Origin of the sequence: Mucilaginibacter sp. cycad4 (genome assembly GCF_034263275.1) — a bacterium.
Lineage (GTDB): Bacteria > Bacteroidota > Bacteroidia > Sphingobacteriales > Sphingobacteriaceae > Mucilaginibacter.
This window is the reverse complement of sequence record NZ_CP139559.1, coordinates 4,008,739-4,024,087: the sequence shown is the minus strand read 5'-3', so window position 1 is coordinate 4,024,087 and position 15,349 is coordinate 4,008,739. Positions and strand designations below refer to the sequence as shown.

General features: G+C 45.4%; 11 protein-coding genes. 5 read left to right on the top strand and 6 right to left on the bottom strand.

Features of this window, described 5'->3' with window-relative positions; translation table 11 throughout:
• The 3 genes from SNE26_RS16085 to rhaT all read right to left on the bottom strand — a co-directional run bounded on the left by SNE26_RS16085 (window position 1) and on the right by rhaT (window position 4,758).
• The gene (locus SNE26_RS16085; RefSeq protein WP_321554959.1) at window positions 1–1,275 is read right to left on the bottom strand and encodes a sugar isomerase; all 1,275 of its coding nucleotides are present in this window, start codon (window positions 1,273–1,275) and stop codon (window positions 1–3) included.
• A 192-nt stretch (window positions 1,276–1,467) separates the two neighbouring features.
• Entirely contained in the window at window positions 1,468–3,588 is a 2,121-nt protein-coding gene (locus SNE26_RS16080; RefSeq protein ID WP_321554958.1) for a bifunctional aldolase/short-chain dehydrogenase, read from the bottom strand.
• Between the two features lie 33 nt (window positions 3,589–3,621).
• Window positions 3,622–4,758 carry an L-rhamnose/proton symporter RhaT gene (gene rhaT / locus SNE26_RS16075; RefSeq protein ID WP_321554957.1) on the bottom strand — a complete coding sequence of 379 codons (1,137 nt, stop codon included), beginning with the start codon at window positions 4,756–4,758 and terminating at the stop codon, window positions 3,622–3,624.
• Window positions 4,759–5,064: 306 nt separating this feature from the next.
• Between rhaT and SNE26_RS16070 the strand changes: the two genes are divergently transcribed.
• Complete coding sequence (locus SNE26_RS16070) at window positions 5,065–6,558, top strand: gluconokinase (protein ID WP_321554956.1); 1,494 nt, start codon at window positions 5,065–5,067, stop codon at window positions 6,556–6,558.
• Between the two features lie 119 nt (window positions 6,559–6,677).
• Here the strand turns inward: SNE26_RS16070 and SNE26_RS16065 are convergent, their stop codons facing one another.
• Window positions 6,678–7,316: a phosphatase PAP2-related protein gene (locus tag SNE26_RS16065; RefSeq protein WP_321554955.1), complete on the bottom strand. Its 639-nt coding sequence runs from the start codon at window positions 7,314–7,316 to the stop codon at window positions 6,678–6,680.
• 144 nt (window positions 7,317–7,460) lie between these two features.
• Between SNE26_RS16065 and SNE26_RS16060 the strand changes: the two genes are divergently transcribed.
• From SNE26_RS16060 to SNE26_RS16045, 4 genes are all read left to right on the top strand, one after another.
• Window positions 7,461–7,880 (top strand): MerC domain-containing protein, encoded by a 420-nt coding sequence (locus SNE26_RS16060; RefSeq protein ID WP_321554954.1) that lies wholly within the window; start codon window positions 7,461–7,463, stop codon window positions 7,878–7,880.
• A gap of 387 nt (window positions 7,881–8,267) precedes the next feature.
• Window positions 8,268–8,714, top strand: a complete 447-nt coding sequence (locus tag SNE26_RS16055; RefSeq protein WP_321554953.1) for a transcriptional repressor — start codon at window positions 8,268–8,270, stop codon at window positions 8,712–8,714.
• Window positions 8,711–9,520: an N-acetylmuramoyl-L-alanine amidase gene (locus tag SNE26_RS16050; protein WP_321554952.1), complete on the top strand. Its 810-nt coding sequence runs from the start codon at window positions 8,711–8,713 to the stop codon at window positions 9,518–9,520. Before SNE26_RS16055 ends, SNE26_RS16050 begins: the two co-directional genes overlap by 4 nt.
• Window positions 9,521–9,918: 398 nt before the next feature.
• Window positions 9,919–10,161, top strand: coding sequence for a GIY-YIG nuclease family protein (locus tag SNE26_RS16045; protein ID WP_321560035.1), 243 nt, complete (start codon window positions 9,919–9,921; stop codon window positions 10,159–10,161).
• A gap of 291 nt (window positions 10,162–10,452) precedes the next feature.
• Here SNE26_RS16045 and SNE26_RS16040 read toward each other — a convergent pair whose 3' ends face one another.
• Window positions 10,453–11,247, bottom strand: coding sequence for an FHA domain-containing protein (locus tag SNE26_RS16040; protein WP_321554951.1), 795 nt, complete (start codon window positions 11,245–11,247; stop codon window positions 10,453–10,455).
• Between the two features lie 25 nt (window positions 11,248–11,272).
• Window positions 11,273–15,349: an FtsW/RodA/SpoVE family cell cycle protein gene (locus tag SNE26_RS16035; protein WP_321554950.1), complete on the bottom strand. Its 4,077-nt coding sequence runs from the start codon at window positions 15,347–15,349 to the stop codon at window positions 11,273–11,275.

Here is a 15,349-nt window from a genome sequence, read left to right as displayed (position 1 = left end):
TTACAATCCGGTTGATACTGCTTTTGCACCCCTTTCGTTTATCAGTTGCTGCCTGATAGTTTGCTGCCTGTAAACTGCCAGCGGGTCCAGCGCACCGCCTGCCCTTAAGCGAGCTTCGGCCAATAGCGGACGAACGTCTGTACGGTAAGCATGTTGTAATATTTCCTGTGCCTGTACAACGTCGTTATCCTGTTGTGCCTGTACCAGTGCAGGGGTATCTACTAAAAGGGCTTGCGCATATGCTATTTTAATGGCTTCTACTGATTGTAATAGGTCCTCAATCGGATCTTTTACATTGTGCGAAGCATCGATCATCCATCCTATTGAAGTGGCATGTGTCATACCGCGGGCATCCATGCCTTCAACCAGTTCGTTAAAGATCAGGAACAGCTGGTATGGGTTGATGCTGCCTACAGTAAGGTCGTCATCACCATATTTTGAATCGTTAAAGTGGAAACCGGCCAGTTTGCCTTCCATCAGCAGTAATGAAACTATCTGCTCAATGTTTACACCCTGTAAGTGATGACCAAGATCAACTAATGTTTGTGCTTTTTGGCCCAGTTTTGATGATAACAGGTATGATTGCCCCCAATCGCCTATTGTGGTTGAATAAAAGTTAGGCTCGTAAGGCTTGTATTCTACCCAAACTTTCCAGTCATCGGGCAGGGCATCATAAATCTCCTGTAAGCTTTCCAATGTGCGTTCAAATGCACCGCGCATATTCAATTGACCAGGGAAGTTTGAACCGTCAGACAGCCAAACCGATAATGCTTTTGAATCGAGCTCAACCCCGTATTTGATTACCTCAATGTTGTGGGCAACAGCTTGTTTGCGTACCGCTTTATCCACATGGTGCAATGAGCCAAATTTATAGCTCAGCTTCTGTGACGGCTGATCCTGGAAGGTATTGGAGTTAACCGCATCAAAATGCAAACCTAACTGTGCTGCATGCGCTTTTACAGCCGATGCGTTGGATGGGATATCCCAGGGAATATGCAGCGAAATAGAGTTGCTGCTACGGTTAAGCGCATGGATTAAACCTACATCTTCTATCTTTTCTTCCAGGCTGCGCGGCTCGCCGCCACCCGAAAACCTGCCGAAACGTGTACCGCCGGTACCTAAAGCCCAGCTTGGTATAGCAATGTTAAAATCAATCAGTTTTTGCAGGATAGTATCCAATCCCTTTATATCACCGGCAATAAAATCAAATTTGCGCTGGTGATCTTTTAGCTGTTGATGATTGGCTTCATCAATTTTATATTTTTCTAACTGCATAATTGGTAGCCCCTCCCAACCCTCCCCGGAAGGGAGGGCTTTTAAAATTTAAAAGTTTCCGGATGTTCAAGCGTCCACGCTTGAATGTTTTTAAATGCGAGCGTTTACGCTCATGTGTATAGTAAGCGTGGACGCTTACATCTGCAATGATTTTTGAAGTCTCCCCTCCCGGGGGAGATTTAGAGAGGGCTACTACCTCACAAACGCCATCGCCACACCGCCATCAACATTCAACACGTTGCCGGTTGATTTGTTGAGCAGGCCGCCGGTAAAGGCGAAACAGGCATTAGCGATATCGGCAGGTAGTATTACCTCGTTCAATAATGTACGTTTTGCATAGTAAGCAGGCAGTTCGTCCACAGTAACGCCGTAAGCTTTAGCACGGCCTTCTGCCCATCCGCCGGCCCAGATGTTGCTGTCGCTGATCACGGCATCGGGGTTAACTACGTTTACGCGGATCTTATCGGTACCCAATTCGGCAGCGTTCAACCTGCTCAGATGCAGCTGTGCAGATTTTGCCGAGCCGTAGCCGGCGTTGTTTGGTCCGCTCACTAAGGCGTTTTTGCTTACTATGTTGATAATGTCGCCGCCGATGTCTTGTTTTTTCATAACAGCTACTGCAGCCTGGGTAATGAAGAACTGGCCTTTAACCAATACATCATATAACAAATCCCAATCTTTTTCGGTATGGTCTGCAATTGATTTGGAGATGGATAGACCGGCATTGTTTACCACGATATCCACGCCGCCAAATGCTAAAGCAGCAATTTCAAGTGCCTCGTTTATCTGGTCGGCTTTGGTAACGTCAAGTACCGCTGTGGTGTATGAATCTTTACCGTATTGTTTTTTGAATTCGTCGCCGGCACCTTCCAAACGTTCAGCGTTCATATCATTTAAAATAACTACCGCGCCCTCGTCCACAAATTTTTTGGCGATAGCTTTACCGATGCCGCCTGCGCTGCCGGTGATCAGGGCAATTTTGCCAGACAAGGCTTTTGGCTTAGGCATCCGTTGTAATTTAGCCTCTTCCAATAACCAGTACTCAATATCAAATGCTTCCTGGCGCGGCAGCGAAGTATATTCAGAAATCGCCTCAGCACCTTTCATTACGTTAATGGCGTTGGTATAAAACTCGGCAGCAACACGGGCGGTTTGTTTATCTTTTGAAAAAGAGAACAAGCCTACACCCGGGTAAAGGATAATTACCGGGTTGGTATCCCTGATGGCCGGGCTGTTATCATGCTTGCAGGTATTGTAATAGTCGGTATACATTTGGCGGTAGGCCTCAAAAGCAGGGGCCAAACGTGCTTTTAACGCGGTTACATCGCCAAGGTCTTCACCCGGTGCAAGGTCAAGTACCAGCGGACTGATCTTAGTCCGCAAAAAGTGGTCAGGACAGCTGGTACCCAATGGAGCCAAACGGTCAAGGTCATTGGAGTTAATAAATTCCAGCACGCGGGCATCATCAGTAAAATGACCTACCATGTGCCTGTAGCTTGAGCAAAAACCACGTAATACAGGTGCAAGTGCAGCAGCCTGTTTTTTACGGCCGGTTTCGTCAAGGCTTTCAACTTTTTGGCCACCGAAAACAGGGCCTTTTTTACCATAGTTTTCTTCCAGGTATTCGGCGCAGCGCTCAATAACTTCAAGCGTGTTCATGTAGCTTTCGTAAGCGGTATCTCCCCAGGTAAATAAACCGTGCGAGCCCAGCATAATACCGCGGATCCCCGGATTTTCATCCAGGCATTGTTTCAATTGCAGGCCAAGTTCAAAGCCGGGTTTTTTCCATTCAACCCAGCCAATGGTGCCGTTAAAAAGCTCCTGGGTTATTTTTTTACCGTCTTTTGCGGCAGCAATAGCGATGGCAGCATCAGGGTGAAGGTGATCAATGTGTTTGAATGGCAGAAAGCCATGAAGCGGCGTATCAATAGATGGCGCTTTCGAGTTAAGATCGTAGATGCAATGATTAAATAACTCAACCATTTCATCTTCAAACTCAACCCCACGGTAAATGTTTTTTAGGCTGCGAAGGCGATCAACATACAGGGCAGCTAAACCGCTTTTTTTCAACGTGCCAATATCACCGCCCGAGCCTTTGATCCACATTACCTCAACATCGTTGCCGGTAAGCGGGTCTTTACTCATCAGCTTGCATGATGTGTTACCGCCGCCATAGTTGGTAAGGCGCAGGTCGGCACCTAAAAGGTTGGAGCGGTATATGAGCAGGGCTACTTCGTCGCCTTCCAGTTCGGCGGCTTTTGCTTCATCCCACAAATAGCTTACGTGTTTAAATTCAGTTGTTTTCGATGACATATATTTTAATTGTTGAATTATTGAGTTAATGAATTATTGATTTGTTTTTATTGTTGGCTTATTTAGTTCGGCTTTTACCGTTGGTTTTTCGGGTTTTATCTTATTCCCATATCCCACAACCAGTACCGATATTACAATTACTGCTATACCGGCTATTACCGTTGCGAATGCTTTTTTACTTACACCTTTCCACTCTTTAAGTACCAGGCCCCATGTATTAGCTATCAGGATAATGAAAGCCATGTGGAGGATCCAGGAGCTGGCGCCGTTACCCATTTTACTTTCGCCCATACCGTAAAAAAAGAACTGTAAAAACCAGGTTGTACCGGCCAGTGCCGCAAACAGGTAGTTTTTAAGCAGGGGTGTTTTTTTATCGGTATAATTATCAAACGTTTTATTGCGGGCGTTTAGCACCATACACCATATAAAGTTAGTGGTTAAGCCGCCCCACAGTATAATAATGTAGGTTACATTGTTTGAAAACAGGAAGTTACCTTGACCCGGATGCGCCGCCTGCCAGATTTGGTTAGCTGTATCGGCCATTGGCTTCCCGGCTTCAATACCGAAGTTGAAACAAGCACTCAGTATCCCCGATACTACTGCCACCAGTATACCTAAGCCAAAGCGGTAGTCCTTATTTTCCTGTGCTATGGTTTTATCGGCCGAGAGTTCTTGCTCTTTCATCATACCTGCTTTACCGCATATAATGATACCCACCACGCAAAGTACAATGCCTAACAAAACCATCTGTCCCCATTGGGTGTGCAGCATCAGTGTAAAAGTGTCTTTCCCCTCTTTCGGGAAAATATCATAATACACCGACGGGATTATCGACCCGAAAACCGAGCATAAGCCCAGTATAATGGTACTCCCCAGCGATACTCCCAAGTAGCGTACGCCTAATCCGTATGTTAAACCACCAATGCCCCATAACAAGCCCATGATATATGTCCAGCCAAGGGTAGCAGTATCTGTATGACTTATAATATCGGCAAAGCCCGGAATTGTAAGCCATGCTGCCAGCGGCGGTACAATGAGCCATGAAAAAATGCCGCCTACTATCCAGTAGCTTTCCCAGGCCCAGCCTTTTATTTTTTTGTAGGGGATGTAAAAGCTCCCCGAAGCAAAGCCACCGATAAAATGGAAGATGACCCCTAAAATTACTTGCATATTCTCTAATTGGTTTATATTGGTATGGCTAATGTAGATAATATATATTCTTGAACTGTCCCCTGCTGTCGGCCTTAACCGTTGATTTTTCTGATTTTCTTGATTTCGCTGAAGTCTGAACCGGGATTTTCAGGATTTGCTGGATAGACAGGGTTTTGTCTGAACTGGGATTTTTAGGATTTGCAGGATTGACAGGTTTTTTTACCTTGTCTTGTTTTATATTAAACTGTTAAAGAAATCCCATAATCCTAAAAATCCCCCCAAATCCCGGTTCGGTTTATTATTTTGGCAATCAAATACATCTCCATGCAGGCATATATTTTAGGCATTGACATTGGCACCGGCAGTACAAAGGCCGTAGCCGTAAGTTTAACGGGCGAACCACTGGGTACAGTATCCAATCATTACCCCATTAACAGTCCCGGGCCCGGTTACAGCGAACAGGACCCGCTGCTGATCTGGGATGCTTTTGTTAAATGCCTTGCCGGTATTACCGCCAAATTGGGAGCCGCTCCGCAGGCCGTGAGCCTGAGCAGCGCCATGCATAGTATTATTCCGGTTGATCAGCATGGCGAAGCGCTGCTGCCTATGATGACCTGGGCAGATGCGCGGAGCGAGAACATCGCGCAGGCATTGCGTGCAACGGAAAAAGGTGAACGCCTTTATCATAACTGCGGCACCGCTATCCATGCCATGTCGCCCCTGAATAAGTTGCTGTGGCTGCGTGATAATCAAAGTAAGATCTTTGAAGCCGCCCATAAATTCATCTCCATAAAGGAGTTTATCTGGTTCAGGCTTTTTGGTGTATTTGAGGTTGATTATTCCATTGCGTCGGCAACAGGATTGTTTGATATTGTAAAGAAGGAATGGAACGGGGAAGCCCTTACATTAACCGGTATTACAGCTTCAAGATTATCTGTTCCGGTTAATACCACTTATTACCGGAATGGTATCAGGCCCAAAGTAGCTGCATCGACCGGGATAAATGCCGATACTCCCTTTGTTATAGGGGCCAGTGACGGAGCATGTGCCAACCTGGGCAGCCATACTACCGGCCCGGATGTGGCCGCGCTTACCATTGGCACAAGTGGTGCTGTGCGGATCACCAGCCCGAAACAGGTGTATAACTACGAAGCTATGGTTTTTAATTACCTGCTTGATGAGCAAACTTATGTTTGCGGAGGTGCCGTAAATAACGGAGGCATAGCGGTAAACTGGCTGCTTAAAAACTTTTTGCAAAAGGAAAACATTACCTCGGCCGATTATGACGCTTTATTTAATGAGATAGCAACTGTACCTGCCGGCAGCAATGGCCTGGTATTTTTACCCTACCTGTACGGTGAACGTGCCCCGCTCTGGGATACCAAAACCAGTGGCACATTTTTTAATATAAAGCCGGCGCACACCCGCTCGCATTTTTTACGCGCTGGGCTTGAGGGGATCTGCTTTGCACTGAATGACGTGCTTAAAACACTGGAAGAGGCATCGGGTGAGATTACACAAGTTAATATCAGTGGTGGTTTTACCAGCTCGGCAGTATGGACACATATCCTGGCCGATATCACCGGAAAAAAACTCGCAGTGCTTCAGTCAGAAGATTCATCGGCATTAGGCGCTATATATCTTGCAGCGCGGGTATTAAACCCTGAAAGTTATGACGCACTCACCAGGATTGAGCAACAGGACTTTATCCAACCAAATACTAAAAATCATGAATTATACAGCAAAATGTTCCCGGTATTTAAAAAGCTGTATCTCGATTTAAAGGATAGCATGCATTTGGTGGATGGATGGGAGTGAAATTCAAAATCCCGTCATGCCGAATTTATTTCGGCACCCCACTCGCTAAGCCGGGTTGCACGGAGTAAACTTGTCCTTTGGGATCCTGAAACAAGTTCAGGATGACGGTTATCATATAATTATTCCAGCCCCAGCCATTTAACCAATCTCCAGCAGCCATACACAAAAAATGGTGCGGCAACAACGTCAATAGTATAATGAATATGCTGTATCAGCAGTAATACCACCAATACTATAGCGCAAATTAATGCGATCAGCTTATCTGTCCGTTTTTGCAGGTGCAGATACACAAGCACCATAGTTGCCGTATGGCCCGAAAAAAACAGGTCTTTGGTAATAAATGTGTGCCCGTAAAAAACACTCGTGCTTGGGTCAATAAGCGGAACAAGGCCCATTGGCGGATTGAGCTTGACCAGGCTGATGGTAACAAAACGGGCAATACATACAAAATTCAGTGTCCAGATATAAGTGATACATACCCTTGGATTATAAAGCGCCCGCCACATCATGAGCAGGCCCATGCTCCAGATGAGTATAAAAATAGGAACTGAAAGGTCGTAAGATGGTAAACGGGCCAGGATCCAATCATTAAGTACAACCCCGTCCTGCCTTTTTTCAATGTACTTAAAAAAAGATGGTAACAGGTTAATGATGATGACTATGACGATAGTTGCACTCAATAACTTAAGCCTGCTGCCCCGTGTATTGTAGGCGCTTTGCCAAAGTTGTTTTATATGATAAATGGGAGCTAAATTCAATCTTTGTTTTTTATAAAGCCTGCAAAAATACGGTTTGCTGATTAATATTAAGTAATTGTCAGGCATTTGTTAATTTAATAAGTGCAAATATGTATAATAAAAACAAATGCAATTATGTTGCATTAACTTATTTATATTTGCGTCATGGATTTTCAAAAGCTTTCGCCCCGGTTAGATAATATTGGTATCACCGCATCAGCGCTTTGTGCTATCCATTGCGCGGTAGTGCCTTTGCTGTTTACGAGTTTGCCGTTGGTGGGCCTTGGTTTTTTGGCTAATGCCTGGGTAGAGTGGGGAATGATCATTTTTGCTTTGGCCATAGGAGTGTATTCTATAGGCTTATCCTACTGGCGTACACATCGTCGTTCAGTTCCACTATTAATGCTTGCATTCGGTTTTGCCATTATAATGGGTGGGCATGCGTTTGCAACAACAGGAAAATCCGAGGCTATGATAGTTCCTTTAGGAGGTTTGCTGATAGCTGCCGCACATTATGTAAACTATAGGTATACCGGCGCCTGTAATCATGATCATAAAACAGATAAACTTAAAAAGGTTGAATAATGGATAAGCGCCACAGGAAATTCTTTTATGCGTTTTTGCTGTTTAATTGCTTTTTGAGCCCGGCTTGTAATCATGAAAAGCATAATTATGTTCACAATATGCGGCATAATATTGTCAAAGCGCATAAGTGACTCACCCGGTCTGCGCTATGCTGGACCACCCTCTCTCCGGCTTCGCCGTAAAGAGGGTAAGGAAAATAGTAAAATAAAAATCCCCTCTCTGCTTCGCAAAGAGGGATGACGAGTGTAGCGAAGTCGGGGTGAGTCGATACATTGTACTTATAATAACGATATAAAACATTCCGTTATAAAAGCCGGCAACTAATGGCGCATATTATACGTACCATTATTAAATTAGCAGCCTTATAACTATCACCCTGATTAATATATGACACAAACCCGCGATATACATCATTTTGAGCACCTGCTTGACAGGCATCACCTGAAAAAAACTGCACCGAGGCTGCGGGTTTTATCTATGATGTCGTCAAGGCATTCGGCTACTTCACAGCCCGACCTGGAGGGCCTGATGCATGATATCGACAGAGTTACGCTTTATCGCATCCTTAACGCATTTGAAGAAAAAGGGATCATTCACAAAGTATTTGATTTAAATGGTACAGCTAATTATGCCCTTTGCTCATCAAGTTGTAACGAGCACGATCACCATGACGAACACCTGCACTTTAACTGTACCCAGTGCAAAAATGTATATTGCCTTAATGATATGAACCTGCCTGCTATTGATCTTCCTGCGGGTTTTGAACCGCATGGCTTTACCTTGTATGCACAGGGCTTATGCCCTAAATGCAGTAAAAAGGCGGTAAAAAAATGAAATACATCGCTTTCTTCGGGATGATCATCCTGTTGTTCCTGTTTCAAAATTCATTCGCGCAGCAAAAAGACACCATTCCGGCAGTTACAACCTTTAGGTTTAAAACGGTTATTATTGATGCCGGGCATGGCGGTAAAGATGCCGGGGCGCGTGGTTCGCATTCGTTTGAGAAAAATGTAACGCTGTCTATAGCCCTAAAGCTTAAAGCTGCATTGGATACTGCAATTACCGATGTTAGTGCTATCCTTACCCGTACGGATGATACCTTTATCCCGCTAAACCAGCGTTCGGCTATAGCCAATCAAAACCATGGCAACCTGTTTGTCTCTATTCACTGTAACTCGTCGCCCGAAGGGACGGCCGCGCGTGCACACAAGCAAAAAGGTGTGCTGATGCTGGTATACGGTTTCCACCGCCTTAAGGAGCAGGAAGAGGCCGTACGTGAAAATGCTTCCATTTTCCAGGAAAAGGACTACAAGCAAAATTACGAGAGCTATGATGAAAGCGATCCTTCCAACCTGATCGTCCTGAACGCTTATATTCAGAAATACCGTAAGCAAAGTATCCGTTTTGGCGACCTGCTTGACGATGAATTCACCGGAGTAGACGGTCGGGAAAGTAACGGTGTGAAAGAACAGGGCGTGCTGGTACTGGCCCATAGCGCTATGCCGGCTGTATTGATTGAAACCGGCTTTATCAATAACCCGGAAGAGGAGGAGTATCTCAACTCGGATGAAGGACAGCATGAAATTGTAATGACGATCATCAGGGCGCTCCGGAATTACAGGAAGGCTATAGGATCATAAAAGAGCTTAATCATCCGATATTTTACCTCCTATTGTCATACGAAGGAGCAGGGTATAGCCAAGAGCGTGCGGGCGAAAGAGAAATCTTATACGCCTTGCAAATTCGATCTGCATAGTTCACTTGCGTGCTGTATAAGATTTCTCCCTCCGGTCGAAATGACAAAATAAAAAAGATGTCATTTCCTTTGAGCAAAGGGAAGGAAGGTGCGTTGGTGCGAAAGAAAAACCTTATACGCCCTGCGTCAAATTGCATGATTCGCCTGGCATATCGTATAAGATTTCTCCTCGTTCCTCGTTCGAAATGACAATTTTCTTTTGATTAAAAATATCTACATTTAAAGCATGTGGAATCACAATTACTACGTTTATATCACCACCAATCCTGGTAAAACTGTACTATAGGAGTCACAAACGACATAAGTGTTCGTCTTCTGCAACATCTCGAAAATAAGGGTACTAACAAATCATTCACAGGTAAATACTACTGTTATCATTTAGTTTATTACGAGCATTTAACCCACATTGAACATGCTATTGCCAGAGAGAAGGAAATTAAAAAATGGCGCAGAGAAAAGAAAAACGCATTAATAGAGTCAACTAATCCTGACTGGAACTTTCTAAATGATAGTGTAATTGAATAATAAAATTAAAAAGATTGTCATTTCGACCGTAGGGAGAAATCTTATACAATATTTAAGCGAACTGTGCAGGTCGAATTTACGTGGCGTATAAGATTTCTCTTTCGCTCCGCCGCTTATTTCCCCCTTCCGCTCAATCGAAATGACACCTTTTTCTTTTTGTCATACGAACCAGGGAAATCTTATACGATATGCCAGGCGAGTCATGCAATTTTAATTTGCAGGGCGTAGGAGATTTCTCTTTCTCTTCCTAATGCTAATTCCTTTCCCTGCTCAGTCGGAAATGATAACGCGTTATGGGTTTGCTACCGTACTGTACAAAAATACCGCCGATTCCCCCAATATTACCTGGTCCCCTTCACTTAGGGGGTGGCCAATTTGGGTGGAATTGAGCTTGATCATTTTACCATCGGCAGCGATATGGATCTTGGTTTTATTGCGTGGTGGAACGCCGCCTTCATCGGCAAAGATCATGAAGCGCTCGCTTTCGGCGTCCCATTCAATATGGGCATGCTGCCTGCTGATATATTTATTGCTTTCGTCCCTGCTCTCCCCCGGAAAAACAAATTGGTTAAGCCTGAACGATCCATTTTCGGTGACGGACTTTTTATCCCGCCCAATGTAGAGTTTGGGGTCGGTAGCTTTGATCTTGTATTCCTCTTTTTCGGCCTCACCGCTAAGAATCCGTAGATAGGCTGTAAAGGAGGCCGCATTGTGTGCAACCTGCTTGCGGGTATTCATGATAAAGGCAGCATCCAGGTCAGGGATCCTTTTCGCTTCTGCCGGGAGCTCTTCGGTGAACTCAACATCCAGCGTCCAGTCAGGGGGTAAATTGATGTCAAAATCGTCGGCTATTTTTTGAACCTCGTTTTTGAACAGCGCTTTATCATGTACGTAAACCGCACCTTCGTAAATAGGCTTATCCTCGGCATCGGCAACTATAAAAAGCTTCAGTTCTTTGATATGGCCACCTTCTCCGCCCTCTATCTTTTGCAGCGATTCTTTAATGAAACGTAATATAGCCTCGCGTAAGCTTTTTACATCCCAGGGTTGTTTTTCGCCGCTTCTTTTAAATAAACTAAATGCCATTTGCTCTTTCCTTTCTGCTTAAACACTATTCTTCGGTAGTGGTTTCCGTTTCCATACTTTTTATATAACCTTTTTTCAGCAGGAAAGGGATCACATGGTTGCCGGCCAGGTGTACCGCATCTGACGATCCCCTGGTTGATTCAACCCGGATACATGTCACTATATAACCGCTGCCCTTTTCTTTTGGTGCAAAGAAAACATACCAGCCGTCATTAACGCTCTGGTTCCTGACAATACGTTCCGGCGTACCGGTTTTACCCGCTACCTTGATGCCTAATATAGGTGTTTTAGGAGCGCTTTGCTCAATCATATATTGTTTTAACAGGGCTGCATAACGGGGATCTTCGGCCAGCTTGATACCGCTTTTTACAGCCACTGTGGAGTCGGCAATTTTCAGCGCGTACCTGTTAGGCAGTAACACACCGTCATTAGCCACGCCTGATACCAGCCTTGCTACGGCTGCAGGAGTAGCAATCAGTTCGCCCTGTCCCCAGGCCATGCCCGAAATACCTTTGGCCCTTGTTTTATGGATATTGTTAGGATCGTACCTCGGCTTGGTATTAAATTCGGTTTTACGCCACAAGGCGCGCCATTTATCTTCCTGGGTGGCATTCAATACCGGTTTATTATAATAGTAACCACCTACGCCATGCAAAAACATCCCTGTTTTAAGGTACAGCGTTGCCATGTACTCTTCCAGGTGTTCCTGGTTGGCCAGCTTAATAAAATATACGTTGTTTGATTTGGCAATGGCCCGCTCCATAGTGATCATCCCAGTCTCGTCGGGTTCGATGCCCTTGGTACGGATCCGCTCTCCAATACTTACATGATATTGTATTTCAGATGCAGCAATGCCTAATTTATTAAATGCCGACATCGCCGTTAAAACTTTGGCCGTTGAACCCGGCTGACTGGCATAGGTAAAGCCCAGATCGGTAGTGGTCAACCAGGTAGCCAGTTTATTCTGATCGGCCAGTGGCATAGTCAGCTGGTCCCAGTTATGCACAGGGGGCAGCGGGTATTGTGCCGATGTAAGTACATCACCCGTATTGGATTCAACTATCACTACCGAAACCCTGTTATCATACAGCGAAGTATCCGATGCGATTGATTGCTGGATACTTGTTTGAAGATCGGCATCCATGGTAAGTTTTACATCGCGGTTTTTGTTTTTGAAAGCCTCAACTTCCGGGCCGTTGATATCACTGATGAGGAGATTGGCCAAAGCGCTGTAATCCTTTTTAGCTACGGTCATTTCCTTCATTCCTCGGGGTAGAAACCGGTCTTCCTGGTAACGTGATGCTTTTACGTTGTAATTGGTGATAGGCATATGAAACCCGCGAAGCTCGGCGGCGTGCTCATACTCGGCAAAATAACCGTTGGTGCTGCCGTTAAAGACCCCGGTGTTTTGATCGCCCGTCCAAAAAAACATTTGTTCTTCAAAGGGGTAAAACCTGTCCAAACGCTTGTGCATAGCCGAATCCAAATCGTAATGCAGCATGCCCGACGCGCTTAATTTGTTTTTTTGTTTTTCGATAAGCTCGGGTTTGCTTGTGGCCAGGATAAGGCCGTTACGGTCATAGATAGTACCAGCCTGCAACCTGTTCATCAATATGGCAATGCGGGGGTTATAGCTAAACATTCGCAAGCCGCTTCTATCGGCAACCAAAGCAGGTTTTACTACCCACTGCTTATTATCTGTTGTGTAGCGCGATACATTCACCACTAATAATACCACCCCGGCAAGCGCGGCTGCCAATGCAGGCACCAGGTTTTTATCCTGCTGTTTGGTGATATAATCCATTTGTACCGCTGTGCCCCGTACCGTTGAAACCGACAACAGGAAACCTGCCGCCAACAGATTTATTACCAACGATGAACCACCGTAACTTTCAAACGGGAGGGAAACGCCGGATAAGGGCAACGCCCCGATAGAGCCCCCCGCAATCAGTAAAAACTGCACGAAAGTACATACCCCGATACCTGCACTGAGGTAAAACAGCAGGGGCATCCCCGTTTGCCTGCCTATGATAATGGATCGATGTAAATACAGCAAAAACAGAATGAACACTGCGGCCATACCCGCCCAGCCAAATTCTTCACCGATGGATGGCAATATCATATCGGTATGTGCCTCGGGAATAGTTTTGGCAAAGCCCTGCCCAACGCCCTGTCCGCTTATGCCACCACTGGCCATAGCCCAAAGGCCGTTAGCCACCTGGTCGCCGCCATATACTTCATTGTTCCAGGCATCCTGCCAGATCGCCTTACGCTCAACCAAACGCTCCACCGGACCGGGGATAATTTTATCAAGGCCCGGAATTTTATCGATGGTTAAAAAAGCGGTGATCACCACCAAAGCCATAATAGCCGATTCACTCAATCGTCTCCGCCTGAAAAACACTACGCTCCCAAGGGAAAAAAATGTGATGCCTGTGCTAAGTAATACATTATCAAAAAACCAGGTGGTAAGTACAAACAACACCACAAAGCCGGCCATATACAGGAAATCGCCCCGCGAAAAAGAGAACAGGATGATGAACGTAAAGCAGATCACCATGGCCGGGCCCAGATCGCCCAAAACCAAAAACAGCAGCAGGGTGATTATAGTGGCTATAAGCGCAAATGAAAAGAACGACCAGCGCTTGCTCCAGCTGGCGTATTGACTGATGAATTTTTCGTTAGTGGCAAAAAATCCCGCAAGGAAAATTACGATAAGGTATTTTACAATTTCGCTTGGCTGAAAACCCAGCAGGTTAACTTTTACACCACTACCTTCCGGACCTGTACCAAACAAGATGGTGGAAAACAGGATGCCCATGGCAACAATAGCCCAGGGCCAGCCGTTGGCAGCGCTCCTGCTCCATTTAAAAACAAGCAACCGATAAAAGCCAGAGTCGGGGTTAAGGCGGCGAAGGTTAAATAGTTGAATGATACAGATCCCGGCCATACCGATGCCTAAATAAACCAGCGTGTCCTTAGCCAGGAACCTATCGCGCAGCGGGTCCTGCAAGCTTAAAAGCGTAAGGAATGAGATACCGGTAAGCATCATGATCAGCGGTAAAATGATCTGATCCGCATTGGGGTACCGGGCGCTGAGTAACAAATGGATAATGATAAAACCGGCAAAAAAGCAAACAGCTATGATCCCATACCACATATTAAACTCATCCTGGTAGCGCACAATAAAAGCGCCCTCTTTTTTCAGGATGTTAAAGTCGCGGGTGGAGAGCAGCTTAATGCTATGGGGGGCCTGGTTAAATTTAAAGCTTACGTCTTTATCCAGTTCGTCAACCCCTTGCGAACGGCCAAACTCAAAGCCGGGCTGCATGGGCAATACCGAAAACGCTTTACCCGTAGGCAATTTGGCAAATACAAACCGCCCCTGTTCATCGGTGCGGGTAAAAGCGGTGAGCGATTGCAGTACCTTCTTTTTCTGATCGTTAAGCACGAACAGCTTTTTGTATGATGAACCATTTTCTGAATAGGAGGTTTTAGCCCCGGTTTCCTCATCGCTGAAAATGCTGTCGCGGGGCAATATCATGGTTAGTTTTACCAGTACACCAGGCACAGGTTCGCCTTTGTGTGCTATTGTACCTTTAATGCTGTATTCGCCAAGGTTAAGATCGGTTTGAGCGCCTAAAGCGGGCGGGTTTTTCAATTCCTGTTCAAAGCGGATGGAATCATCGCCGGTATAACCTAACAATGTGCGGGAGGTAAGCACCCGCTTTTTAAAAGTTTCGCCGCCTTTTTCAAAGGCCTCGTCGGCATTTACATAGTATTTACGTTTGTTAAGCTCCCCGGTATTATCAACCAGGTCGCCGGTTGTTTTACGCGATGCAATTACAGATTCAATGTAATCCACATCCTTCGGGTCATCAAAATAATAACCCTTTTTAAGCAGCGCCTTTACGTTTTGAGCGGTATTAGGCGAGTTAAGGTTTACGATGGTACCGTCTTTCAGGCGCTTATCAACGTCAACAAACTTAAGTTGCAGTACACTGTACAGCCTTACAAATAAAACGGCCAGCAATATGCCTGTAAGTAACAGGAACAGCCGTTCCATTCTCCTGCCGGGTACTTTGGGGTTTTCCTGGGCCAT